Genomic DNA, 22,631 nt, shown 5'->3' with positions numbered 1-22,631 from the left:
GTGTGCGAGAGTTAGCGTAGCGCTCCAGCCGCGTCGGCTTGAAGGCTGCCGGGCGCCACCAGTCGCCCAGCCGCCTCGCTGAGCGGCCCCAGTTGCTCGGCGATCAGACGCAGCTGGCTCTGGATGGGGCGGTAGTGGGTCATGGCCTTCTCATCCAGCGTATTGCTCTGCTCTTCCAGCAGGGCCAGCAGGGCCAGCAGCTCCTGGGCCTGGGCGGCCAGCGGCTCCACCGGCAGGCGTTTGTCCAGCTGTGTGGCCAGCTGCTCCAGCAGGGCGCTGATGCGTTTGGCCAGCGGTACCAGGGTGGCGTCGTCTTCGTCATCGGCCAGCCGATGACGGTGTGCGCCTAACGCCGAAAGGTGGCTGAGCAGCGTGTTGGAGAGCACCAGGAAGCGCAGGCCGTTGTCGGCGTCCTGTTTGCGGTAGTGGCCTGGCTCGTGGAGCATGTTGGTCAGCAGGGTCGAGAGCGCCGCATCGGCGTTGTGGGCATTCCGCCGGGCCAGGCGGTAGGCCAGGTCGTCCTGTTTGCCCTCTTCGTACTGGTGCACGATCTCGTCCAGGTAGTGACGATGGTTGGTCAGCACCTTGCCCGCCTCAAGGTAGAGCCGCCGCCCTTGCCAATCCGGCAGGATAAAGAACACCGCCAGCCCGGCAATCAGCGAGCCAATCAGGGTATCGAACAGCCTGGGCCAGATCAGATCGAAGCCATCCCCCACCTGATTGAAGCTGCACAGCACCAGCAGGGTGATGGAGGCAGTGGCAATCACGTAGTGCTTTTCCCGATTGGCGAAGAAGGATACCCCCGCCACCACGGCGATCATGCTCTGGACCAGCGGTTGGGGAAACAGGCTGATCGACATCCAGCCCGCGGTCAGGCCCAGCACCGTGCCGAGGATACGCTGAGATAAAAAGCGCCGCGTGGTGGCAAAATTCGGGCGGCACACGAACAGCGTGGTCAGCAGTATCCAGAAACCCTGTTTGGGGTCCAGCCACTGCAGCAGCCCATAGCCCACTAGCAGGGCGGTGGTCAGGCGTACCGCATGGCGAAAGGTGGGCGAGCCCAGCGTGAAATTGAGCCGCACGCGCTTCCAGGCTTCCAGCAGGCTGGAGGGCGAGCGGTCGTAGAGGGCGCTGTCGCGGCGCTCTTCATCGGCGGCAGGGTTATGGGCGCTGGCAATCTGGGTTTCCAGGGTGGTGAGGTTGTCGGCCAGGGCGGTCAGCGGGCGAATCAGGGGCCGCCACTCGGGCTTGCCGCGTTCGCGGAGGTTCTCGATGGAGGCGCGCAGATCGGCTAGCGCCTGCTCGCTCTGCTCGTGACTGAACGGGCGATTGAGCAGCAGCGATTTGGCCAGCTGACGGCAGGCACGGCCCTGCTGGTCCAGCAGGCGCTGGCAGCGAAACAGCACGTCGTGATGGAAAAACGCATCGGTGAGCGCGCTGTAAGGGTAGTGGGTGGAGCTGGCCCGCTCGTGGATATCCTGGGCAATGAAGTAGATCTGCAGGTAGCGGTTGAGCTTGCGGCTGCCGCGTTGGCCCTCCAGGCGGCGAAAGATCATCTCCTTGGCCTGGTTCAGGGCATCCACCACCTGGCCGTTCTGGCGGGCCAGCGCCACGCGTCGGGCCTCCACATCGACCCCGCGTACAGGCTCGAAAAGCGCCGATTTCAGGATCAAGAACTCCCCCAGCGCCTTGTACACCCGTGCCATGCTCTGCTTGACCGGCTGACGGGAGAACAGCGCGCACCAGACCACGGAAATTGCCCCGTACCAGGCCGCGCCGCCCAGCAGCAGCAGTTGGCGTGCCGCCACGTCCTCATCCACTCCGCCGTGTTGCTCGATGTTGATCATGGAGTAGATCGACAGAATCAGCGTGCCCGAGGCAATGGTGGCGTAGCGCTGGCCAATGGCGCCCAGCATGATCAGCGTAAAGGTGGAGACTGCCAGCCCCACGGCAAAGAGCCACGGCCAGGGGAATAGCCACTGCACCACGAACGAGGCCGAGGCAAAGCACAGCAGGGTGACCGCCAGGGCTTGTGCCCGCCCTTGCCAGCTGTCGTCGGTTTCCGAGAGCGCGCAGGCGATGATGCCGAGAAACAGCGGGATCACCAGGGCCACGTCGCCCATCAGCCCGCTCATCAACAAGGCGCCGCTGAAGGCGATGAAGACCCTCAGGCTGTAGGCGAACTTATCCAGTGTCCAGAGGCGGCGTAAGGGTAGTGAAATGGGCATGGTGTGTCTAAGCGGACCTCGAAAGTGTGGTGTTGTAACGTTGTTAGACTTTGGTCGTGTTCGAGTATAGAGCCAACTCGGCGCCGCTGTCGCTATCTGGCGCAGGTCAACCAACGCTGGGCGTTGGCCAAGCGTTTATTCGCTTGGGTGTTCTAAAAAGTAGCGCACAAAATCGCTATGATTGGAACAGTAACCTTTCGATACTCGGAGTGACTCTAAAAAAAACAGGATCACTCCCATGGATCTCAAACTGCTGCTGGACTGGCGTCTGCACCTCACGGTGATCGTGACGTCGATGTTGTCGGAATGGATAGGCATCGTACGCATGCCGCTGGGGCCAGGAACGCTCTTATTACTCCCGCTGCTTTACGCCTTCGTGATCGGCGTGCTGCTCAATCCGCATCTGTTTTCGGCGATGGGCAAGGTCATTCCCAAGCCGGTCAGCCATGCGGCCGGGCCCATCATTCTGATCGCTATTCTGCCGTTCATCGCCAAATTTGGCTCTACCATTGGCCCTGCCATCGAGCAGATCATCGCCGCCGGGCCTGCGCTGATCCTTCAGGAGCTGGGCAACCTGGGCACCATGCTGCTGGCGCTGCCGTTTGCGGTGCTGGTGCTGAAAATGGGCCGTGAAGCGGTCGGTGCCACCTATTCGATTGCTCGTGAGCCCAATATTGCCATCATTTCGGATCGTTATGGCCTGCGCAGCCCGGAAGGGATCGGCGTCATGGGTGTCTACGTGGTGGGCACCATGTTCGGCACGCTCTACTTCGCGCTGATGGCGGGCTATATCGCTTCGCTGGACATTCTCGATATCCGTGCCCTGGCCATGGCCTGTGGGGTGGGCAGCGGCAGCATGGTCGCGGCGTGTTCGGCCGCCCTCGCCGAAGCAGTGCCAGCCTCGCGGGACGAGCTGCTGGCCTTTGCCGGGGCCAGCAACCTGCTGACCTATGCCACCGGGCTGTATATCTCCCTCTTTATCGCGCTGCCCGTCACCGAGTGGATGTACAAGCGCCTGACCGGTAACCGCCAGGAGACGCAACATGAAGGCTAACGAGATGACCACAGAACCCCTGGACAAGAGTGCGCTGGAAGAGCTGCGCCCGGAAAACCAGCTGGGCAAGACCGCACTGGTGCTGGCAGCGGTCTGCGTGGCGGCCTGGTTCAGCAATACCGTCAACGGTGCGCCGCTGCTGGAAGCGCTGCCGGGCATGCTGATTCTTTATGGGCTGGTGATCATTGGCCTGGTCATGGGGCGTCTGTGCCCCTTCTACCTGCCCAGCGTGGCCTGGGTGTCCCTGGTGAGCATTCTGGTCACACTGCCCTCGTTTCCGGGGAGCGCCTGGATCGTATCGCAATTGGCGGCGGTGAATTTCCTGGCGGTCGTGACGCCGGTACTGGCCTACGCCGGGCTGGCGCTGACCGGCCGTGAGTTCAGCATGTTCCGCCAGACCGGCTGGAAGCTGGTCATCGTGGCGCTGCTGGTGTTCACCGGCACGTTCATCGGCTCTGCCGTCGTCGCGCATATCATGCTTTGAGGAGTGAACCATGGCTGCGTCAGTGACCATACCCGACAGCGCTGAACTCGCCGCCTGGCGGCAGGATTTCCATCAGCACCCCGAAACCGCCTTCGAGGAGCACCGCACCAGTGCGCGTATCGTGTCGCTGCTCACCCAGTGGGGCTTCGACGTTACCACGGGCTTGGCGGGCACGGGCGTGGTGGCCACTCTGGATGGCCAGCAGGGGGAAGGCAAGACCATCGGCCTGCGGGCCGATATCGACGCCCTGGACATCCGCGAAGAGACCGGGCTGGCCTACGCCTCGCAGACGCCGGGCAAGATGCACGCCTGCGGCCACGATGGCCATACCACGATGTTGCTGGGAGCGGCCTGGGCGCTGAAGCAGCAGCCCGACTTCAAGGGGCGGGTGGTGTTCATCTTCCAACCCGCCGAAGAGAACGAGGGCGGTGGCCGTGCCATGGTGGAGGACGGCCTGTTCGAGCGCTTCCCCATGGATGCCGTGTACGGGCTGCACAACTGGCCCGGGCTGCCGGTGGGGGTCGCTGCGGTGCACGATACCGACGTCATGGCCGCGTTCGACATCTTCAGCCTGACGCTGACCGGTAAAGGCTGCCATGCGGCGATGCCCCACCTGGGCACCGATACGGTGCTGGCGAGCTGCCAGCTGATCAGCCAGCTGCAGGGGCTGGTGAGCCGTGAAACGCCGCCGGACAAGTCGGCGGTGCTGAGCATCACCAGCATCAATGCCGGAGACACGTTCAACGTGATTCCCGAGCAGGTGGCGCTGCGCGGCACGCTGCGCTGCTTCGACATGGCGCTGAAAGAGCGCCTGGAAGCACGTTTCAAGCAGGCCATTGCCAGCTTGGCCGAGTTCCATGGCTTGACGGTGGAACTGGATTACCAGCGCTGCTACCCCGCCACGATCAATACCCCAGCGCATGCCCAGCACTGCGCCACGGTGCTGGAGGGGCTGCTTGGCCAAGGCAAGGTGCTGCGCAACCCGCCGCCCAGCATGGCCTCCGAGGATTTCTCGTTCCTGCTGGCCGAGTGCCCAGGTGCGTATATCTGGATGGGCAACGGCGAAGATTCGCCGTCGCTGCACAACCCCCACTACGACTTCAACGATGCGCTGTTACCGCTCGGAACGCGCTACTGGGTAGCGCTGGTCAACGCACTGCTCGTCTGACGATGACGTAATACATCCATTCGCTCTCTGATGCCCACTGGGTAGGGGAGCGTCTACCCCGCATTCAGTGTTTCATGGCATGCCAAGGAGTTTGATGATGTCGCAAACCGAACACGCTTTATCGATTACCGTGATAGGCCTGGGCCAGATGGGCGGCAATATGGCGCTGACCTTGCAGGCCGCCGGCTTCGAGGTCACGGGCAGTGACCTGTTTGAGGCCGCGCGGGAAAGGCTCGCAGGCTTGGGCCTGGCCGTGGTGGCACCGGATGCCCTGCCTGCCAGCGATGTCTACCTGCTCTCGCTGCCTACTTCTGCCCACGTGCGCGAGGTGATCGAAACCTCTCCTGGCCTGCTCGCCCTGGCCCCCAAGGGCAGTGTGATCGTCGATACCTCCACCAGTGACCCCGCCGTCAGCCGCGAGCTGGCCGAAAAAGTCACCGCAGCGGGCCTTCACTGGCTGGATGCCCCGGTCAGCGGCGGCCCCAAGGGCGCCGCCAACGGCACGCTGGGCATGCTGCTGGGCGGCGATGATGCCACCCTGGAGCGAGTCATGCCGATGCTGGAGGCCATGTCGGCCAAGCGCACCCATGTGGGCGGCCCGGGCAGCGGCCACGTGGTGAAGCTCGCCAACAACTACCTGTGTGCGGCGCACCTGCTCACGACCGCCGAAGCCGTCGCCATGGCCGCCAAGGCAGGCGTCGAGCCTGCCGCCTGCCTGGCGGGTATCAACAGTGGCTCGGGGCGCAGCGCCATCAGCGAGGTGAACTTCCCCGAGTGGGTGCTGAGCGAACGCTTCGATTCGGGCTTTACCACCGGCTTGATGCGCAAGGACCTGCGCCTGGCGCGGGACGCCGCTGAGCAGTTGGGTATTCCCCTTGCCTTGCTGCAGGCGGTGGTGAATGCCTGGCACGCAAGCCCGGAGCAGCCCGCCGATAGCGACGACTTCAACCATATCACCACGCCGATTCTTGCCTGTGCCCGCCAAACGGAGAGCCACTCATGAGCCCACTCAGCCAACACGCCAGCGACCAGCTTGCCGCCCTCCTGAACGGCTTTGGGTTAGCGGCAAAAACGCCGTTGAGCAACTGGATCGATGGTGATCTGGTGGCCGGAGAAGGCGAAGAGATCACGCTGATCAACCCGGCGACGGGGGAGGCGCTGGTCAGCTACCGCGATGCGGGTGCGGCGCTCATCGAGCGCGCCACGCAAGCCGCGCAGCGGGGCCAGCGCGAGTGGATGGCGTTGACGGCCAGCGAGCGCGGGCGGCGAATGAACGCGGCAATACGGGGCCTGGAGGGCCACGAAGAGGCGCTGGCACAGCTGGAAAGCGTGGTGGCGGGGAAGCCGATTCGCGACTGCCGGGCCGAAGTGGGCAAAGTACGCGAGATGTTCGAATACTACGCTGGCTGGTGCGACAAGCAGCACGGCGAAGTGATTCCGGTGCCCACCACGCATCTTAACTACGTGCGCCACGTGCCTTATGGGGTGGTGGGGCAGATCACGCCCTGGAACGCGCCGATGTTCACCTGTGCCTGGCAGCTGGCACCGGCCATGGCGGCGGGCAATGGGGTGGTGCTGAAACCTTCCGAGCTGACCCCTTTCACCTCGGTGGTGATTGCCCAGCGGCTGGAAAGCGGCGGCCTGCCCAAAGGGCTGATCAACATCGTCAACGGGCTGGGCAGAACCACCGGTGCGGCGCTGACCGACCACCCCGCCATCAGCAAGCTGGTGTTTGTCGGCTCGCCCCAGAGTGGTCGCCTGATCGCCGAGGCGGGGGCACGGCGCCTGGTGCCCAGCGTGCTGGAGCTGGGCGGCAAATCCGCCAATATCGTGTTCGCCGATGCCAAGCTCGATGAAGCGGTGGCTGGCGCCCAGGCGGCCATCTTTGCGGCGGCGGGCCAAAGCTGTGTGGCGGGTTCGCGGCTGCTGATCGAGCGTTCGGTCTTCCAGGAGGTCACCACCCGCCTGGCCCGAGCGGCGGAGCAGATTCACGTGGGTCTGCCCAGCGATGAAGCTACCCGCATGGGGCCGCTGCAGAATCGCCGTCAATTCGAGCAGGTGACGCGCATGATCGAGGCCGCTGAAGCGGAAGGGGCAAGCGTGCTGACGGGGGGCAAACGCCCGGATGGCTTGCCTGACGACGCCCAGGGCTATTTTATCGCGCCCACGGTGCTGGTGAATGTCACCCCTGACATGGAGATTGCCCAGCAGGAGGTGTTTGGCCCGGTATTGATCGCCATGGCATTCGATGACGAGGCCCAGGCCGTTCGGCTTGCCAACGACACCCGGTTTGGGTTGGCCGGTGCCGTGTGGAGCCAGGACGTGGCCCGAGCGCATCGCGTGGCGGGGCAGCTGCGGGCGGGCACGGTATGGATCAATAGCTACAAGGCGATCAGCGTGATGTCGCCGTTCGGGGGCTTTGGCGACAGCGGCTTTGGCCGCTCCAGCGGTCTGGACGGCCTGCGCGAGTACACGGTGCCGCAAAGCGTCTGGGTGGAAACCGCACCCGAGGCCAGCGTGGCGTTTGGCTACGGCAGCGGTGTCGGCTGATTCGATGCCGGGTCCCGAAAGGCCTGCATCCAGCGCTGCAGGTGGCGCAGCAGCAGGATGCTGGCCTTGGGCTGCTGGCGGCCCACCCGGGTGACCATGTGGGCCTGGGAGCGCTGAAACAGCGGGTCGTCTACCGGGCGTGCGACAAGGCTGCCGATGTCCAGATCGTGGGCGACCGCAAACGCCGGTAGCAGCGTCACCCCCATGCCGCTGCGCACGTATTGCGCCAGTATCACCATCGAGTTGGTGTTCATGGTCATGCGCGGAGCAAGGCGGGCCTGTTGAAACGCCTGGTCGACCATCTGGCGCACGCCATGGGTGGTGTCCCACATGGCCATGGGCTGGGTGCTGAGCTGAGCCAGGGTGAGCGGGTGGGGCTGCTCGGCCAAGGGGTGATGCGGCGACAGAATGGCCATCAACGGCTGTGGGCTGGAGGCCCAGAAGCGCAGCTGCGGATGGGTACGCTCGTGAAACATCAGCCCGATATGGCTTTGATCCTCGACAATCGCATCGATGATGCCGGAGGTGCCCGCGATATGGATATCCAGCTGGATGCCCGCATAGCGCTGGGTGAATTCATGCAGGGGAGAAGCCACCAGGTCGCTGACGAAGCCTTCGCCCACGGTGAGGGAAATCGTTCCGGTTTCCAGCCGCTGGTAGGCTTCGAGGGACGTGATAAAGCTCTCGTCGAGGGCGCTGCGCCGCTCGCAGTACTCCAGCAGCATCTCGCCGACGGGCGTGGGGCGTATGCCGCCGCGCTGGCGTTCCATCAGCGTTGCCCCCAGGGCTTCTTCCAGCAGGGCAATCTGTCGGCTGACGGCGGAAGGGGCAATGTTGAGCCGCGACGCAGCCCGGCGCACCGAGCCTGATTCAAGCGTCACGCGAAAGTAGGCCAATCGCTGATGAGGGATATCCATCGCCTGGTACTACCTCGCGTGACGAAAATGCGCCCAGCTTGAAGGGCTACAAGTATCTGAGCAGCTTTTGCAGCTTGTTCATGTCGGCAGAGTCGCCGACGAGGCGCACGTCACCCGCCACCATGCCATCCAGAAATGCCTGTTGCGTCGGCTTTCTGAGGATGCGCAGGGCGGCTTCCTGGTCGCGAAAGCGCAGCTCCAGGTCCAGGTCGACGGGCAGGCCTTTACCGGACGTGATGCGTTTGGGGGTCATCCGGTAGTGGCGTGCCGTGCTCAAATCTTCTGTGGCAATGCCCCAGTCCAGGCCGCGCATGCGTTCCAGCTGCTCACGAAAGCGCGGCTTGCGGCGCAGGGCGCGCTTGAGCATGAAACTCAACAGCCACAGCATCAGCGAAAGCTTCATTAGGAAACGGCGTCCTTGAGCGCTTTGCCTGGCTTGAACGCCACGTTCTTGCTGGCCGGAATCTGTAGCGGTGCGCCGGTCTGCGGGTTCTTGCCGGTACGGGCGGCGCGTTCACGTACGGTGAAGGTGCCAAAGCCAATCAGTGTGACGTCTTCGCCTTTGGCCACGCTGTTGGTGATTTCGTCCAGAATGACATTCAGGACCTGGCCTGCCTTGTCCTTGGACAGGTCAGCACTCTCGGCGATGGCAGCGGCGAGTTCAGGTTTGCGCATGAAGGAATCTCCCTTGTGAAAAACAAACGTCAATGTTGTTGGTAACCCACCCCAGCGGGGCTTCTTTAGCCTAGTCGTGAAGGCGGCGAAAATCAGCCTAGCAGGGCAGGGACAGCTCTGGAAAGCTCCACTTTCCTTCTCACGCAGCCCCCTGTCAACGCAAAACCAATCAAACGACCGTCTTTATCTTCCGCCAGCGCCGTCAAATCCTGCCCATGACCCTCCACTCGCCAGTGCTGCGGTGTGCCCACTGGCGGGTAGGCCACCACCGGGAGCAGAGGCGTTTTGACGATGATCGGCCAGGCGCCGAAGCTTACCGGGGTAGGCGAGCCGCCCAGCGTGGCCGCCAGCGCTTTGGCGCTGGCTTGCAGCGGCTGAACGTACATGGCGTTCACGCCGTCGATGCAGGCCACGTCGCCCAATGCGTATACGTTGGGCTGGTGAGTACGAAGCAGCCGGTCCACCTCGATACCGCGGGCGCTGACCGCGAGTCCGGCGGCCTCGGCCAGCGCCGTGCGGGGCGCCAGTCCCGTGGCCAACAGGACGATGTCCACCGTATGGCGCTCGCCGCCGTCGAGCTGCAGTACCAGGTCGCGGTCGGCATTCATGGATAGGCTGTCCAGCGTGCGCCCCAGTACCAGTTGCATGCCTGCCGTTCGAAAGGTTTCGGCCAAGGCATGGCCCAGCGGCTCGGGCAGCAGGCGCGGCAGCGGGGTGCTCTCTGGCGCCACCAGGGTGACGTGGTGGCCGCCCGCATGGAGGTCGTTGGCGAATTCGCAGCCCACCAGGCCCGCGCCAATGATCGCCACTCGGCTTGGCTGGGCGAGCGCTGCATACAGGCGGCGGTAGTCATCCAGGTCGTTGACCGTGAAGCAGCGCCCTTTCAGCGCATCGGGTATCTGGAACGGCGTGCGCGGGGCCGCGCCGGTGGCGAGCACCAGGTGCTCGTAGCGGAGCAGGGTGCCGTTGTCCAGGCGCAGCATCTGGTGTTCCAACGCCAGTTCGACGACTTGCGTGTGGGCCATGAGCTGGGCATTCAGTTCGTCGGCGAGCGCTTCTGCGCTGCGCTGCGCCAGCTTTTCGGGGCTCAACCGCTTGGCGAAGCCCGTGGACAGCAGCGGTTTGCTGTACTCTTCGCCACGGTCGGCGCTAACCAGCGCGATGGTGCGAGAATCTCCCTGGCGGCGCAGCGCTCGCGCCAGGCCAATACCGGCCATGCCAGTGCCGACAATGACCAGCTCGGCATGTGGGGATTCGCTGAAGTGTGAATCGGGCATATCGTTATCCGGGGGTAAGGAACAAAAGCCTGCCAAGCCATCATGTTACACTAGCCTTCTTTCCAATTGACTGCTCTGGAGGCTCAGGTGACGCTCGTTGAGTTGCCACGCCCTGCGTTTTCGCTACCCCCCCACTGGCGGCCGGTTGCCGCTGCGCGGCCTGCCATGAGTGCGGCCTGGTGGCAATGGGTGGCCTCGACCGACTCCCTGACGGCGCGCCTGATGGCAGCCGGAGCGCCGAGCCAGTTCCGCGTACGCCTGCTGCGTCAGACCATTGGCCTGCCGTTTCAGGACGAAGCCATGGCGCTGGGCATCGCTCCACGTCGCCACGCCTGGCTACGCGAGGTGGCGCTGTGCATCGACGGCACGCCCTGGGTGGTGGCGCGATCGGTGGCACCGCTGGAGCAGCTGCAGGGCAAAGGCCTGGGGGCCTTGGGCGAGCGTTCGCTGGGCAGCTGGTTGTTTCAGCAGCCGGACCTGGTGCGCGGGCCGTTGCAGGCCACGGTGTCGCTCCCGCGCTTCACGGCGTGGGGTGCCCCCGCCAAGGGGCGTAGCCAGTGGGGGCGTCGCTCGGTCTTTCAGCACGCGGGGTTGTCGCTGCTGGTTCAAGAGTATTTTTTATCGACCATGGCCGATGCGCTGAGCCTGCCCTCGCGCTAGGCTATTCTGGAGTTTCTTTCACGAGGTAAGCATGAGCATGGACCGTTCTCTATTGCGGCCAACGGGTTGGGCCCGGCTGGCAGACTTTCTTCAGCTGATGCGCCTGGATCGGCCCATTGGTACCTGGCTGCTCATGTGGCCGACGCTCTGGGCGCTGTGGGTGGCTGCAGAAGGGGTGCCGGGTCGCTCCGTGCTGATCATCTTCATTGCCGGTGTCTACGTGATGCGTGCTGCGGGCTGCGTGGTGAACGACTATGCCGACCGCCATGTGGATGGCCACGTCAAGCGTACTCGCCAGCGCCCCATGGCCACGGGACGCATCAGCGAAACCGAAGCCCAGCTGCTGTTCGTGGCGCTGGTCGCCGCTGCCTTCATTTTGGTGCTGCTGACTAACTGGTTCACCGTGCTGCTGTCGGTGGGCGGCGTGCTGCTGGCTTTCGTGTATCCGTTCATGAAGCGCTACACCCACTTCCCGCAGGTGGTGCTGGGCGCGGCCTTTTCCTGGGCCATTCCCATGGCGTTTGGCGCGGTATTGGGCCACGTGCCTTTGGAAGCCTGGCTGCTGTTCAGTGCCAACCTGCTGTGGACCGTTGCCTACGATACCCAGTACGCCATGGTCGACCGTGACGATGATCTGAAAATCGGTATCAAGTCGACCGCCGTGCTGTTTGGCCGTGCTGACCGGTTGATCATCGGGCTGCTGCAGGCAAGCGTGCTGGCCCTGCTGAGCTGGGTTGCGCTGCGCGTCGGGCTGGGGGGCTTTTTCTGGCTGGGGTTGCTGGGCATGGCGGCGACGTTCGTGTACCAGCAGTGGCTGATCGTCGGGCGTGATCGTGACCGCTGTTTTCAGGCCTTCCTGAACAACCACTGGTCGGGTCTGCTGGTCTTTGCAGGTATTGCCTTGAGCTGGTGGCCGGTGGCGGGCTAAATTGATTGTGTGTCATGGAACTGTCATCAAGTCATGGTGTTATCGTCACACGCATGTCATTGAACTTTCCTGTATAGAGCACCGTGAGGCCCTGGAATGACCGCCAAGACCGTACTGATCGTCGATGATGAGGCGCCTATCCGCGAAATGATCGCCGTGGCGCTGGAAATGGCTGACTATCGCGTGCTTGAAGCGGACAACGCCCAGGATGCCCACGCCATGGTCGTCGACCACCAGCCCGACCTGCTGCTGCTGGACTGGATGATGCCGGGCACCAGCGGCATCGAGCTGGCCCGTCGGTTGAAGCGCGAAGAAGCCACCGCCGAGCTGCCGATCATCATGCTGACGGCCAAGGGCGAAGAGGACAACAAGATCCAGGGCCTGGAAGCGGGTGCCGACGACTATATCACCAAGCCCTTTTCCCCCCGTGAGCTGGTGGCCCGCCTGAAGGCCGTGCTGCGCCGTGCCACGCCGCGTGGCGTGGAAGACCCCATCGAAATCAATGGTCTGCTGTTGGACCCTGTGAGCCACCGGGTCAGCGCCCATGGCAAGGCGCTGGAAATGGGGCCTACCGAGTATCGTCTGCTGCAGTTTTTCATGACCCATCAGGAGCGCGCCTACACGCGCAGCCAATTGCTTGACCAGGTATGGGGTGGCAACGTCTACGTGGAAGAGCGCACGGTGGACGTGCATATTCGTCGTCTTCGTAAAGCGCTGGGCGAGCCTCATCAAAATCTGATTCAAACGGTGCGCGGTACCGGGTACCGGTTCTCTGCGCGAGTGTAAGCGTGCGCCTGTGGAGCCGTGAGATCTGGCGCATCATCTGGCTGGCCCTGTTGGGCCTCTGCCTGGGATGGCTGGTGGATTACCCTGGCGTCGGGCTGGCGGCGGGGCTGCTGTTTTGTCTGGTCTATCATCTGCGTCAGTTTCGGGCGCTCTTCCTTTGGCTGACGCTTCACCCCCACGATGAGCCCCCGGCGGCCAAGGGCATGTGGGGGGAGCTGTTCGACCGCCTCTATCGCTACCAGAAAAGCCAGCGCATTACCCAAAGTCGTTTACGGGCGACGCTGGCGAGAATTCAGGAGTCCTCCGAAGCCATGCGCGATAGCGTGGTGATGCTGGACCGCCACGGCGACCTGGAGTGGTGGAACAGCGCGGCCACCGACATGCTGGGGCTGCAAACCGCCCACGATCGTGGCCAGCACATCACCAACCTGCTGCGCGACCCTCGCTTCATCAGCTACTTCAATGCCCGCGACTACAGCGAGCCGCTGACGCTGACCTCGCCGATCGACGAGCGGCGCATCCTCCAGTATCAGATCACTCTGTACGGCGATGACGAGCGGCTGGTCATGGCCCGTGATATTACGCGTCTGCACCGCCTGGAGCAGATGCGGCGTGACTTCGTCGCCAACGTCTCCCATGAACTGCGCACTCCGCTGACCGTGCTGTCGGGCTACCTGGAAACCTACGGCGACCTCAAGGAGCTGCTGCCTCCCCGCCTGGGTAAAGGGATCGTACAGATGGAGGAGCAGACGCGACGGATGCAGAATCTGGTCAACGACCTGCTGCTGCTGTCACGGCTGGAAATCGACCAGGGAGGCGATGATCACCAGATGCTGGCCGTAGGCCCCATGCTCGACAGCATTCGCCGAGACGCCCTGGCGCTCTCCAGGCAGCAGCACAGTGTGCAGGTCATTCTGGAGAGCGACGCTGGCTTGATCGGCAGCGAGCAGGAGCTGCGCAGCGCCATTTCCAATCTAGCCTTCAATGCCGTGCGCTATACCCCGGAAGGCAGTCAGATCACGTTGCGCTGGTCGGTGGCCGCCAACGGCAGCGGGTGTATCGAGGTCGAGGACGATGGCGATGGCATTGATCCGGTGCATATCCCCCGCCTGACCGAGCGCTTCTATCGAGTGGATAAAGGGCGTAGTACGGCAACAGGAGGGACGGGTCTGGGCCTGGCCATCGTGAAGCACGTGCTGCTGCGCCACGAGGCCCAGCTCAACATAGAGTCACATCCTGGCGAGGGGGCATCCTTTCGCTGTGTCTTCCCTGCCAAGCGAGTCAGCGGCCCGGCTTGAGGGCTCGATGACGCTTTGCGCTCCTCCTTATCCGCTTCCTGCACAACCCCTGTATAAGTGTGCCATATTGGCATAGAGCTCTGGTCACACATCACTCATGTGTCATTTTTAACCACCTCAAAGGCGTGGTCATGACCCCCTGAGCCCATGCTTTATACTATCCTTGTTTTTTAAATTATTGATAATAAATAATTTTTTTGATTTTTGGCATGCGTGGCACAACGTATGCAATGTTCTAGGCAAGGAAGATTACCGCAGGAACTGGTAAGACATGAAGTCACTCTTCCTTAACTATGCGGTATCAACAGCGATCGAGGAGGCGGAATATGATGTCCAAGGAACTACTCAAGAAAGCTGGTATTTTAGGTGTTTCTTTTGGCCTGATGGCAAGCCCACTGGCTTTTGCAGACACCACGGATCACTCATCCATCGACCAGAATCAGGATGTAACCGTCGAAGATGAGCCCATGAACACACAGTCTGGTACGGCTGAGCCGGGCAGTTACGACACCGAAGACCTGACGACGGATCACGGCACACAAGGCCCCGACGTTGTGGATGAGCCGGACTCCACCAACATGAGTGGTGGTGCCGAGTACACCCCGGAAGATGTGGTAGAAGAAAATAGCGGCAGCTAAACGTAACAATCCTTTTCAAAGCTGAAAAAAACTCTTACGCTTAGGGTTGAGCAAATAAGGGGCAAGGATGTCCCATAGCAAGGATGCTCATCGATTCAAGGATGAATCAGAAAACGGTCAAGACACTGGTCAGGGTAAATTCCAGGGTTGGAGTCCCGCAAACGGAGAGGAAGCCAGCAGTCAGTATCGTTTAAAAGTAAGAGTGGTCGAGACCCCGCCTGGCGGGGTCTAATTTTTGGTACCTGCTATATGGGCGGCCCTGTGATGAGTGGCTCTGATTCAGAGCGCCGAGCCTGCCGCCTTATCCCGCGTGTCCGGTGTGCCACGATAGTGGCGGTCCCACATGAGGACTGCGCCTGCGACGGCGCCTGGAATCAGGAACAGGTTGGCCAAGGGGATCCAGGTGATGAGCATGACCAGCCCACCATATGTCATGCTCGGCCACCAGCGCCGTGAAAGCCTGCTGCGCATCTCCTTGAACGACACTTTGTTGTTATCCATCGGGTAATCCAGATAGGTAATGGCCATGACCCAGGCAGAAAAGAGCGCCCACAAGGGGGGCGCGAAGACGTTCAAGCCGGGAACCCAGCTGAACAGGAACAATACGGCCATGCGCGGCAGGATATAGCTCAGCTTGACCAGCTCTCGACCCACGGCGTCCAGCGCCGTTTTGGCCAGCCCTCGGTCATCCAGCGGTTCGCGCCCGGTGGCCTGGCGCTCTACCTGAGCCGCCAGAAACCCATAGAAAGGCGCTGCGATCAGGTGAGTCACCAGGGTGAAGCTAAAAAAGATCACCACCAGCAAGCTGATGAAGAATAGCGGCCAGATCAGCCACGACAACCACTCCAGCCAGCCAGGCACCATGGCCATGCTGCTCTCCAGCCAGCCCGAAAAGCGTGTGAAGACCACGTAAACCATACCCGTATACACGAGCAGATTGACCAGAATGGGTAGAAAAACATAGCGCCTTAGCCCGGGCTGATACACCAGGCGGGTGCCTTGCCCCAATGCGTTGAGTGCATTCACGCGACATTACTCCCTAAAAAAACGCCCAGACAATGGTCTGGGCGTATTGCAGGAGGGTTTGACGGCCAGGTCAAGATTTTTTCATGACCTTCTGTTCCAGGGTGTCTGGGTCACTGTGGCGAATATCCAGGCCTTTCACCAGGTACACCACGTATTCCGCCAGGTTATTGGCGTGGTCGCCCACCCGCTCCAGGGCGCGCAGCACCCACATGATGCTCAACACCGAGCTGATGGAGCGCGAGTCTTCCATCATGAAGGTCATCAGCGAGCGCATGGCGCTGCCGTATTCGTCGTCCACCGATTCGTCTTCGCGAACGACCTGCATGGCCAGCTCGGTATCGAAGCGGGCGAAGGCGGTCAGGGCGTCACGCAGCATCTTGCGCACGTGCTCGCTGATATGGCGGACTTCTACCAAGCCACGAATGGCACCGCTGTTTTCACTTAACAGCAGCGCATTGCGGGCAATCTTGCTGGCTTCGTCGCCGATTCGCTCCAGGTCCGAGGTGGCACGGATGACCGCAAGTACCAGCCGCAGGTCCGATGCCGCCGGCTGACGGCGAGCCAGCACTCGGGTGCACTCGTCGTCGATTTGCAGCTGCAGGTCGTTGACCTGACGGTCATTGTCGCGCACTTTTTCCGCCAGGCGGCTGTCGCCCTCCAGCAGAGCATGCACCGCATCCTGCACCTGCTTTTCCACCAGACCGCCCATGGCCATCAGGTGGGTCTTCAGCTCTTCCAGCTCCTGGTTGAACTGGCGAGAGATGTGTTGGCTGTGTGTCTCGCTCGTGATATCCATTGAGCACTCCTGACGTATCGTCGATGGGGCCTAGGTCATGCGGCCGGTAATGTAATTTTCGGTGCGTTGTAGACGCGGGTTGGTGAACACTTGATCCGTGGGCCCATATTCGATCAGTTCACCGTTTTGCAAAAAGGCCGTGTAGTCGGAAACCCGCGCGGCCTGCTGCATATTGTGAGTCACCAGCACCAGGGTGAGCTGGGACTTCAGGTTGCGTATCAACTCCTCGATCTTGAGGGTCGAAATAGGGTCGAGGGCCGAGGCGGGCTCGTCCAGCAGCAGGACATCCGGCTGAACGGCCAGCGTCCGGGCAATCACCAGGCGCTGCTGTTGCCCGCCGGAGAGCTGCCAGGCCGAACGGTGCAGGCGGTCCTTGACCTCATCCCACAGAGCGGCCGATGTCAGCGCCCACTCGATGATATCGTCGCGTTTGCGTTTGGGCAGGCGCCCTTGCAGGCGCAGGCCAAAGGCCACGTTTTCGTAGATCGACATCGGGAACGGGTTGGGCGTCTGAAACACCATCCCTACCCGCCGTCTGAGTTCGGTCACGTTCATGCGTGGCGCATGAATGTCCTGCTCTTCCAGGTAGATATGGCCATCGTGGGTCACGGACTCGTTCAAGTCATGAAGCCGATTGATTGCCCGTAGCAGCGTGGACTTCCCGCAGCCCGAGGGGCCGATGAACGCGGTCACCCGGTGACGAGGTACGTCGAGCGTCAGGTCACGCAACGCCGGTTTCCCCGCATAAGCGAGGTTGAACTGGTGGATGCTCAGGCACCGGGCGTCGGCTGAGAAGCGCGTCACCGGCGGTTGAGCAGTGTTGGCGGACGATAACGCTAGCATTCGTTTCCTCGTTGACGCCTTAGATAATGACGCAGAAATATGGCAGTTAGATTAAGCACCAGCACAATCAGTACCAGCAGGAGCGCGGTGGCAAACACCAGGGGGATCGCGGCCTGTACGTCTTCACCGTGGAAGGCCGTATCAAATAGATGATAGCCGAGGTGCATGAACTTGCGTTCGAGGTGCAGGTAGGGAAACTCGCCGTCCAGGGGCATTTGCGGAGCCAGCTTGGCGACGCCCACCAGCATCAACGGGGCCACTTCGCCAGCGGCCCGCGCCACGGCCAGAATCACCCCGGTCAGCATGGCGGGCATGGCCATGGGCAGCACGATGCGCGTGAGCATCTCCAGGCGGGTCGCCCCCAGCGCCACGGCCCCTTCACGTTGGGCATCGGGAATGCGTGCCAGGCCCTCTTCCGTGGCCACGATCACCACCGGCAGGGTCAGCAGTGCCAGGGTCAGCGATGCCCACAGCAGCCCGCCGGTACCAAAGGTCGGTGATGGCAGTTCGTCTTCGAAGAACCAGCTGTCGATGGAGCCGCCGATGCCGTACACGAACACCCCCAGCCCAAACACGCCATATACGATGGAGGGTACGCCAGCGAGGTTGCGGACCCCGATACGCACCAGATGGGTCAGGCGGTTCTGGTGGGCAATTTCGTTGAGGTAGATGGCCGCCAGCACGCCAAAAGGGGTGACGATCACGGACATGAGAATCACCATCAACAGCGTACCGAAAATGGCCGGCCATACGCCGCCTCCGGTATTGGCCGCGCGCGGCCCCTCACTGAGGAACTGCCACACGCGCCCGCCCCAGGCCGCCACCTTCTGATGCCAGGCCATGGCGTTGGGGGTTTGCAGGCGGGTGATCCCCGCCAACGGCTGAGGCTGTACCCTGCCATTGGCCTCCAGCAACAGCTGGGCGTCGGGGCGCTGGTTTGGCGGCAGCATCAGGGCTTGGCGCACGAACTCCTTGGCTGGCTGGCCCTCCAGCCGCTGGCCTTCGCTTTCGATGGCATCCAGGCGGCCAAGAAAGTCGCCCCAGGGGGTGCGCTCCAGACGTATCAGCTCAGCAGGTGTGGTGATCTGGGCGATTTGATCGACGGCCAGCCAGCGCCAGCTGGCGCCCGTGAGGTCGCGGTTGCCGGTAAAATAGAGCCGCTCCATGCTTTGGGCATGGGGTAGCGGCACCTCGCGCACCGGCTGGCCGATCACCGTTTCGCCGCTGTGCAGGGTGACCTCCTCCAGCTCGGCGGGCCAGAAATGGCCTAACCCTTTGGTGGTCAGCAGTACCAGCAAAGCCCCGAGCATGAGCAGTGAAAGGGCCACGCTACCCGCACATAGCCAAGGCCACAGCCGGTTGCCCGCCGTGTTCAGGCGAAAGCTCAGCGCTCGCCAGCCCATCAGCGTGCGCCTCCCAGCCGCTGATAGCGCCGACGCAGGCGCTGACGCACGACTTCGGCCAGCGTATTGACCGAGAAGGTGAAGATGAACAGCGCCAGCGCCGCCAGAATCAGCAGGTGATAGGTCATGCCGCCGGGGGAGGCCTCCGGCAGCTCGATGGCAATCGACGCCGACAGTGAACGTAGCCCCTCAAAGGGGCTGGCGCTGAACAGTGCGGTGTTGCCGCTGGCCATCAGCACGATCATGGTTTCGCCCACGGCGCGGCCTGCGCCAATCATCACCGCCGAAAACACGCCAGGGCCTGCGGTGGGCAGGGCGACTTTCCACAGCGCTTGCCAGCGGCTGGCGCCCAACGCCTGGGCGCCCTCCATCAAGGTGGATGGCACGTCGGCCAGGGCGTCATCGGCCAGCGAGTAGATGCTGGGAATAATCGCAAAGCCCATGGCGATGCCGACGATCAGGGCGTTGCGAGTGGCGTAGTCGATGCCGTGGCGCTGCTCCAGCCACAGACGCAAGTCGCCCCCCAGCCAGTGGGTTTCGGCGAGCGGTGCCGCCCACAGGGCCAGGGCGGTCATGCAGGCGAGCCACGGTATCAGCCACAGTGCCGCCGACGACAGCGGCAGCCGCTGGCGCCAACGGCTGCTGGCCATATGCCAAAGGGCACCTGCCAGCGCTGCGCTCAGCGGCAGCCAGGCCAGTACGAGCAGGGTGCTGGCCAAATGACGCTCTACCCACGGGGCCAGCAGCAGTCCGGCAATGAAGCCAATCACCACGCCGGGTATTGCTTCCATCAACTCCATCACGGGCTTGATGCGGCTGCGCAGGCGTGACGACATGAACAGCGCCGAATACATGGCGGCCCCTAGCGCAATGGGCGTGGCAAACAGCATGGCCGCCAGGGCAGCTTTGAGGGTGCCCCAGGCGAGCGGCGACAGCGTGGCCAGGGAGAGCGCTTCGCCAAAACCAAGCAGCGGCAGCGCTTCCCATACCAGAAAGACGCCAATGGCGAGGATCGCCAGCAAAACAGCAATGCCGCCAGCCGTAATCAGTCCGGTGGCAATACGGTCGTGAAGCAAACGTAGCGGCTGACGCGAAGCAGGTAGCCGAGGAGGAGTCATGTCGACATCATACGAAGCAGGTGCCGTGATGAAAATAAGGGTTTGTGGCCAGAATAGCTTACCCTACGCCCTGTTTGTGACAATTGGATGACAGTTTATTCATCCAACGCTTGGCTGCTGCGCAGGTGGTCGGGAAGCGCCACGAAGCCTGCCGCCTGCACGATCTGCTGCCCTTCGGCTGAAAAGACCAGCTCCAGAAAGGCTTGCTCGGCCGCTGGGAGCGCTTCGCCAGGGGGCTGATTGACGTAGAGATACAGCGTTCTGGAGAGTGGATAGGTGGCCTTTTGAATGTTCGCCACGCTGGGCTCTACCGGGGTGCCTTGCTCATCGGCCAGCGCCACGGCGCGCACCATGGGCGTCAGGTGGTTGTATCCGGCATAGCCCATGGCGTTGGGCGACTCACCCACGGCAGAAATCACCGCTGCCGCACCGGGGTGTTCGCTGATATCGCGGCGAAACTGCCCGCCGCACAAGGCGCGCTGCTGGAACAGTCCCTGGGTGCCGGAGGCCAGGGTTCTGCCATGCAGGGCAATGTGCCCGTAGGGCCAATCCGTGGCGGGCAGCAGCGATGCCCACCGCTGCAGAGGCGCATCGGCACCGCAGGCGAGGGTGGTAGAGAAGATGGCATCTACCTGCGCCAGTGACAGGGCTTCCAGCGGGTTATGACGATGTACCACCAGGACCAGGGCATCGCGGGCGACGCTGAGTTGCAGCGGCGGGTAGCCATAACGCTGGATGAACTGCTGGCGCTCGCGTTCGGTCATGGCCCGCGACATGGGCCCGATGCGGGTGGTGCCTGCCACCAGGGCCGTGGGGGCGCTGGCCGACCCCCCCGCCTGAAATTGCAGAGTGATATCGGGGTAGCGCGCATTCAAGGCTTCACCCCAGCGCAGCATCAGCCCGGCCATGGTGTCCGAACCCACGGCGCCCAGGGTGCCGCTGATGGGCGCTGGCTGCGCCCAGGCAAAGGCGCTGAAGCAGCATAGCCAGCTTGCCAGCAGTAGGCGGTAAGGTCTCCATCGCTGTACACTGTCGCTCTTCAAACGCCTTTCCTCTTGTGATTAACTGGTGCTAGCCTGTTATTGCAGTGCAGCAACAGGCGCCAGGCCCGACCACAACAATAACCTTGCAAAGCGACGACCTCATGACACCACTGGATTCCGATGTGGACGATGCTCCCGCCCCCCAAGGGCAGCTCACGTTAAAGTTACTGGCTTCTCGTCAGGATACCAACCTCTACGGGGACATTCCCGGTGGCTGGCTGGTGAATCATATGGACCAGGCCGCCGAGCTGGCCGCTGGCCGAGAGGCAGGCGGGCGTACTGCCACGGTTGCCATCGAAGCCATGGATTTTCTAAGCCCGGTGCGCGTGGGTTCCATGGTCAGTGTATACACCCAGGTACAGGATATTGGCCACAGCTCGATCCGCATCGACGTGGAGGTCTGGGTGCGCCCACCCCATGGCCGACACATCGAAGAGCGACAGAAAGTCACCGAAGCGCGTTTCGTCATGGTGGCGCTGGATGATAATGGTCGGATCAGAGCGGTTCACAGCTGATGTGGCCATGACACCGTCGTCATAACAAAGGCGTCATAACAAAGGCGTCATAACAAAAAGGGCGCCGAGGCGCCCTTTTGAGTCGAAGGTGATCAGGCACCCACGCTGTCGCGGCTCTTCAGGTAGGCATACTCGCCTACGTCACTGAAGGGGCGCAGCACGCTCTGGAAGGCCGAGTAGGATTCCCACACGCGACGCGACTCTTCGTCGCCATCGACCTGGCGCTGAATGGCTTCTTTGGAGGACTCGTACAGCGCGGCCATGACGTCATCCGGGAAGGTGCGCAGCTGCACGCCGTGCTCGTCGACCAGTGTCTTGAGCGCCTGGGCGTTGCGGTAGGCGAACTCGCTGATCATGGCCAGGTTGGATGCACGTGCCGCTTCGCGAATCACGTCCTGCAGGTCTTCCGGCAGGGCATTCCAGGCGTCCAGGTTGATGGTGCCTTCCAGCGCCGCTGTGGGCTCGTTCCATACCGACGTGTAGTAGTAGTCGGCCACCTGATGCAGGCCGAAGGCCATGTCGTTGTAGGGGCCTACCCAGTCGGCGGCATCCAGAACACCGGTTTGCAGCGAAGTGAAGATTTCGGAGCCCGGCATGTTCACGGTGGTGACACCGATACCGTTCATGGCTTCACCGGCCAGGCCTGGCAGGCGCAGGCGAATGCCCTGCATGTCGGCCAGCGAATTGATCTCTTTCTTGAACCAGCCTGCCATCTGAGTGCCGGTGTTGCCGACGGCAAAGGGCTTGAGGTTGTGGTTGGCGTAGATCTCGTCCCACAGCTCCTGGCCACCGCCATGGTACAACCAGGCATTCATTTCGGTGGTGTTCATGCCAAACGGCACCGCCGTGAAGAACTGGGAGGCGGCCACTTTGCCACGCCAGTAGTAAGAGGCGGAATGGCCCATCTCGGCGGTGCCGGCGGCGACGGCATCGAAGACTTCCAGCGCAGGCACCAGCTCGCCTGCGCCATGGACCCGAATACGCATACGGCCGTTGGAAAGTTCTTCCACACGGCGAGCAAAGTCATTGGCGCCGGTGCCCAGAGCCGGGAAATTCTTGGGCCATGAAGTCACCATGTCCCAGGTATAGGTTTCACTGGCGCTGGCAGTCGATACGAACGGTGCAGCAGCGACACCGGCGGCACCCAGGCCGGCGGTTTTCAGGAATTGACGGCGTTGCATGGCGGGCATGACTCCGAAATTATTGGATGTTTTTTATAAGCGC

At 62.5% G+C, this 22,631-nt stretch carries 23 protein-coding genes; 11 read left to right on the top strand and 12 right to left on the bottom strand.

The genetic code is table 11. The features are described 5' to 3' along the window. Positions 1 to 11: 11 nt before the first annotated feature. Complete coding sequence (gene yccS / locus B7L72_RS13485; RefSeq protein ID WP_081194965.1) at positions 12 to 2,228, bottom strand: YccS family putative transporter; 2,217 nt, start codon at positions 2,226 to 2,228, stop codon at positions 12 to 14. Positions 2,229 to 2,466: 238 nt separating this feature from the next. Here yccS and B7L72_RS13480 point away from each other — a divergent pair, with 238 nt between their 5' ends. The 5 genes from B7L72_RS13480 (at position 2,467) to B7L72_RS13460 (ending at position 7,484) form a co-directional block, all read left to right on the top strand. Continuing rightward, on the top strand, positions 2,467 to 3,282 hold the full coding sequence (locus B7L72_RS13480; protein ID WP_081138546.1) for a DUF3100 domain-containing protein: 816 nt from the start codon (positions 2,467 to 2,469) through the stop codon (positions 3,280 to 3,282). Next, positions 3,272 to 3,766, top strand: a complete 495-nt coding sequence (locus B7L72_RS13475; RefSeq protein WP_081138548.1) for a hypothetical protein — start codon at positions 3,272 to 3,274, stop codon at positions 3,764 to 3,766. Before B7L72_RS13480 ends, B7L72_RS13475 begins: the two co-directional genes overlap by 11 nt. A 10-nt stretch (positions 3,767 to 3,776) precedes the next feature. Further along, on the top strand, positions 3,777 to 4,934 hold the full coding sequence (locus tag B7L72_RS13470) for a M20 aminoacylase family protein (RefSeq protein ID WP_081194963.1): 1,158 nt from the start codon (positions 3,777 to 3,779) through the stop codon (positions 4,932 to 4,934). Between the two features lie 97 nt (positions 4,935 to 5,031). After that, positions 5,032 to 5,937 (top strand): NAD(P)-dependent oxidoreductase, encoded by a 906-nt coding sequence (locus B7L72_RS13465; protein ID WP_016915492.1) that lies wholly within the window; start codon positions 5,032 to 5,034, stop codon positions 5,935 to 5,937. After that, complete coding sequence (locus B7L72_RS13460; RefSeq protein ID WP_081138549.1) at positions 5,934 to 7,484, top strand: aldehyde dehydrogenase family protein; 1,551 nt, start codon at positions 5,934 to 5,936, stop codon at positions 7,482 to 7,484. Before B7L72_RS13465 ends, B7L72_RS13460 begins: the two co-directional genes overlap by 4 nt. Here B7L72_RS13460 and B7L72_RS13455 read toward each other — a convergent pair. The 4 genes from B7L72_RS13455 to B7L72_RS13440 form a co-directional block, all read right to left on the bottom strand. Next, positions 7,463 to 8,401, bottom strand: a complete 939-nt coding sequence (locus B7L72_RS13455) for a LysR family transcriptional regulator (RefSeq protein WP_081194961.1) — start codon at positions 8,399 to 8,401, stop codon at positions 7,463 to 7,465. The two genes, B7L72_RS13460 and B7L72_RS13455, sit on opposite strands and share 22 nt — an antisense overlap. A gap of 46 nt (positions 8,402 to 8,447) precedes the next feature. After that, positions 8,448 to 8,804 carry a hypothetical protein gene (locus B7L72_RS13450; RefSeq protein ID WP_081194959.1) on the bottom strand — a complete coding sequence of 119 codons (357 nt, stop codon included), beginning with the start codon at positions 8,802 to 8,804 and terminating at the stop codon, positions 8,448 to 8,450. Continuing rightward, positions 8,804 to 9,076: an HU family DNA-binding protein gene (locus tag B7L72_RS13445; RefSeq protein ID WP_016915488.1), complete on the bottom strand. Its 273-nt coding sequence runs from the start codon at positions 9,074 to 9,076 to the stop codon at positions 8,804 to 8,806. Before B7L72_RS13445 ends, B7L72_RS13450 begins: the two co-directional genes overlap by 1 nt. A 92-nt stretch (positions 9,077 to 9,168) precedes the next feature. Continuing rightward, positions 9,169 to 10,353, bottom strand: a complete 1,185-nt coding sequence (locus B7L72_RS13440) for an NAD(P)/FAD-dependent oxidoreductase (RefSeq protein WP_081194957.1) — start codon at positions 10,351 to 10,353, stop codon at positions 9,169 to 9,171. 87 nt (positions 10,354 to 10,440) lie between these two features. On the opposite strand from B7L72_RS13440, the gene B7L72_RS13435 reads away from it, so the two are divergent. The 5 genes from B7L72_RS13435 to B7L72_RS13415 all read left to right on the top strand — a co-directional run bounded on the left by B7L72_RS13435 (position 10,441) and on the right by B7L72_RS13415 (position 14,663). Continuing rightward, positions 10,441 to 11,013 (top strand): chorismate--pyruvate lyase family protein, encoded by a 573-nt coding sequence (locus tag B7L72_RS13435; RefSeq protein WP_081138554.1) that lies wholly within the window; start codon positions 10,441 to 10,443, stop codon positions 11,011 to 11,013. Between the two features lie 37 nt (positions 11,014 to 11,050). Then, positions 11,051 to 11,941: a 4-hydroxybenzoate octaprenyltransferase gene (gene ubiA, locus B7L72_RS13430; RefSeq protein WP_039179261.1), complete on the top strand. Its 891-nt coding sequence runs from the start codon at positions 11,051 to 11,053 to the stop codon at positions 11,939 to 11,941. A 96-nt stretch (positions 11,942 to 12,037) separates the two neighbouring features. Next, on the top strand, positions 12,038 to 12,727 hold the full coding sequence (gene phoB, locus B7L72_RS13425; RefSeq protein WP_016915484.1) for a phosphate regulon transcriptional regulator PhoB: 690 nt from the start codon (positions 12,038 to 12,040) through the stop codon (positions 12,725 to 12,727). Between the two features lie 2 nt (positions 12,728 to 12,729). After that, complete coding sequence (gene phoR, locus B7L72_RS13420) at positions 12,730 to 14,025, top strand: phosphate regulon sensor histidine kinase PhoR (protein ID WP_081194955.1); 1,296 nt, start codon at positions 12,730 to 12,732, stop codon at positions 14,023 to 14,025. A 329-nt stretch (positions 14,026 to 14,354) separates the two neighbouring features. Then, a complete protein-coding gene (locus tag B7L72_RS13415) occupies positions 14,355 to 14,663 on the top strand; it encodes a hypothetical protein (protein WP_229800834.1) in 309 nt (102 codons plus the stop codon). Positions 14,664 to 14,942: 279 nt separating this feature from the next. On the opposite strand, the gene cysZ is transcribed toward B7L72_RS13415, so the two are convergent. The 6 genes from cysZ to B7L72_RS13385 all read right to left on the bottom strand — a co-directional run bounded on the left by cysZ (position 14,943) and on the right by B7L72_RS13385 (position 20,892). Beyond that, positions 14,943 to 15,689, bottom strand: coding sequence for a sulfate transporter CysZ (gene cysZ / locus B7L72_RS13410; RefSeq protein WP_081194953.1), 747 nt, complete (start codon positions 15,687 to 15,689; stop codon positions 14,943 to 14,945). Positions 15,690 to 15,759: 70 nt separating this feature from the next. After that, positions 15,760 to 16,485, bottom strand: a complete 726-nt coding sequence (gene phoU, locus B7L72_RS13405) for a phosphate signaling complex protein PhoU (RefSeq protein WP_016915480.1) — start codon at positions 16,483 to 16,485, stop codon at positions 15,760 to 15,762. Positions 16,486 to 16,515: 30 nt separating this feature from the next. After that, entirely contained in the window at positions 16,516 to 17,328 is an 813-nt protein-coding gene (gene pstB, locus B7L72_RS13400; RefSeq protein WP_016915479.1) for a phosphate ABC transporter ATP-binding protein PstB, read from the bottom strand. Then, positions 17,322 to 18,731 (bottom strand): phosphate ABC transporter permease PstA, encoded by a 1,410-nt coding sequence (gene pstA / locus B7L72_RS13395; protein WP_081194951.1) that lies wholly within the window; start codon positions 18,729 to 18,731, stop codon positions 17,322 to 17,324. The genes pstB and pstA overlap by 7 nt, the downstream gene beginning before the upstream one ends. Then, a complete protein-coding gene (locus B7L72_RS13390) occupies positions 18,731 to 19,849 on the bottom strand; it encodes an ABC transporter permease subunit (protein WP_081194949.1) in 1,119 nt (372 codons plus the stop codon). Before B7L72_RS13390 ends, pstA begins: the two co-directional genes overlap by 1 nt. A gap of 95 nt (positions 19,850 to 19,944) precedes the next feature. After that, positions 19,945 to 20,892, bottom strand: coding sequence for a PstS family phosphate ABC transporter substrate-binding protein (locus B7L72_RS13385; protein ID WP_081194947.1), 948 nt, complete (start codon positions 20,890 to 20,892; stop codon positions 19,945 to 19,947). A gap of 101 nt (positions 20,893 to 20,993) precedes the next feature. Between B7L72_RS13385 and B7L72_RS13380 the strand changes: the two genes are divergently transcribed. Next, positions 20,994 to 21,407: an acyl-CoA thioesterase gene (locus B7L72_RS13380; protein ID WP_016915475.1), complete on the top strand. Its 414-nt coding sequence runs from the start codon at positions 20,994 to 20,996 to the stop codon at positions 21,405 to 21,407. A 92-nt stretch (positions 21,408 to 21,499) separates the two neighbouring features. On the opposite strand, the gene B7L72_RS13375 is transcribed toward B7L72_RS13380, so the two are convergent. Next, positions 21,500 to 22,588 carry a TRAP transporter substrate-binding protein gene (locus tag B7L72_RS13375; protein ID WP_081195084.1) on the bottom strand — a complete coding sequence of 363 codons (1,089 nt, stop codon included), beginning with the start codon at positions 22,586 to 22,588 and terminating at the stop codon, positions 21,500 to 21,502. Between the last annotated feature and the right edge of the window lie 43 nt (positions 22,589 to 22,631).

It is taken from the genome of Halomonas sp. BC1 (genome assembly GCF_002078135.1).
Classification (GTDB): domain Bacteria; phylum Pseudomonadota; class Gammaproteobacteria; order Pseudomonadales; family Halomonadaceae; genus Vreelandella; species Vreelandella stevensii.
Note: the sequence above shows the minus strand (reverse complement) of the source record. Positions and strands in the feature narration are given on the sequence as shown.

Excerpts from the sequence above, each read along its gene's own strand:
- yccS (WP_081194965.1), bottom strand. The coding sequence starts at position 2,228 with ATGCCCATTTCACTACCCTTACGCCGCCTCTGGACACTGGATAAGTTC.
- B7L72_RS13480 (WP_081138546.1), top strand. The coding sequence starts at position 2,467 with ATGGATCTCAAACTGCTGCTGGACTGGCGTCTGCACCTCACGGTGATC.
- B7L72_RS13475 (WP_081138548.1), top strand. The coding sequence starts at position 3,272 with ATGAAGGCTAACGAGATGACCACAGAACCCCTGGACAAGAGTGCGCTG.
- B7L72_RS13470 (WP_081194963.1), top strand. The coding sequence starts at position 3,777 with ATGGCTGCGTCAGTGACCATACCCGACAGCGCTGAACTCGCCGCCTGG.
- B7L72_RS13465 (WP_016915492.1), top strand. The coding sequence starts at position 5,032 with ATGTCGCAAACCGAACACGCTTTATCGATTACCGTGATAGGCCTGGGC.
- B7L72_RS13460 (WP_081138549.1), top strand. The coding sequence starts at position 5,934 with ATGAGCCCACTCAGCCAACACGCCAGCGACCAGCTTGCCGCCCTCCTG.
- B7L72_RS13455 (WP_081194961.1), bottom strand. The coding sequence starts at position 8,401 with ATGGATATCCCTCATCAGCGATTGGCCTACTTTCGCGTGACGCTTGAA.
- B7L72_RS13450 (WP_081194959.1), bottom strand. The coding sequence starts at position 8,804 with ATGAAGCTTTCGCTGATGCTGTGGCTGTTGAGTTTCATGCTCAAGCGC.
- B7L72_RS13445 (WP_016915488.1), bottom strand. The coding sequence starts at position 9,076 with ATGCGCAAACCTGAACTCGCCGCTGCCATCGCCGAGAGTGCTGACCTG.
- B7L72_RS13440 (WP_081194957.1), bottom strand. The coding sequence starts at position 10,353 with ATGCCCGATTCACACTTCAGCGAATCCCCACATGCCGAGCTGGTCATT.
- ubiA (WP_039179261.1), top strand. The coding sequence starts at position 11,051 with ATGGACCGTTCTCTATTGCGGCCAACGGGTTGGGCCCGGCTGGCAGAC.
- phoB (WP_016915484.1), top strand. The coding sequence starts at position 12,038 with ATGACCGCCAAGACCGTACTGATCGTCGATGATGAGGCGCCTATCCGC.
- B7L72_RS13415 (WP_229800834.1), top strand. The coding sequence starts at position 14,355 with ATGTCCAAGGAACTACTCAAGAAAGCTGGTATTTTAGGTGTTTCTTTT.
- phoU (WP_016915480.1), bottom strand. The coding sequence starts at position 16,485 with ATGGATATCACGAGCGAGACACACAGCCAACACATCTCTCGCCAGTTC.
- pstB (WP_016915479.1), bottom strand. The coding sequence starts at position 17,328 with ATGCTAGCGTTATCGTCCGCCAACACTGCTCAACCGCCGGTGACGCGC.
- pstA (WP_081194951.1), bottom strand. The coding sequence starts at position 18,731 with ATGGGCTGGCGAGCGCTGAGCTTTCGCCTGAACACGGCGGGCAACCGG.
- B7L72_RS13390 (WP_081194949.1), bottom strand. The coding sequence starts at position 19,849 with ATGACTCCTCCTCGGCTACCTGCTTCGCGTCAGCCGCTACGTTTGCTT.
- B7L72_RS13380 (WP_016915475.1), top strand. The coding sequence starts at position 20,994 with ATGACACCACTGGATTCCGATGTGGACGATGCTCCCGCCCCCCAAGGG.
- B7L72_RS13375 (WP_081195084.1), bottom strand. The coding sequence starts at position 22,588 with ATGCAACGCCGTCAATTCCTGAAAACCGCCGGCCTGGGTGCCGCCGGT.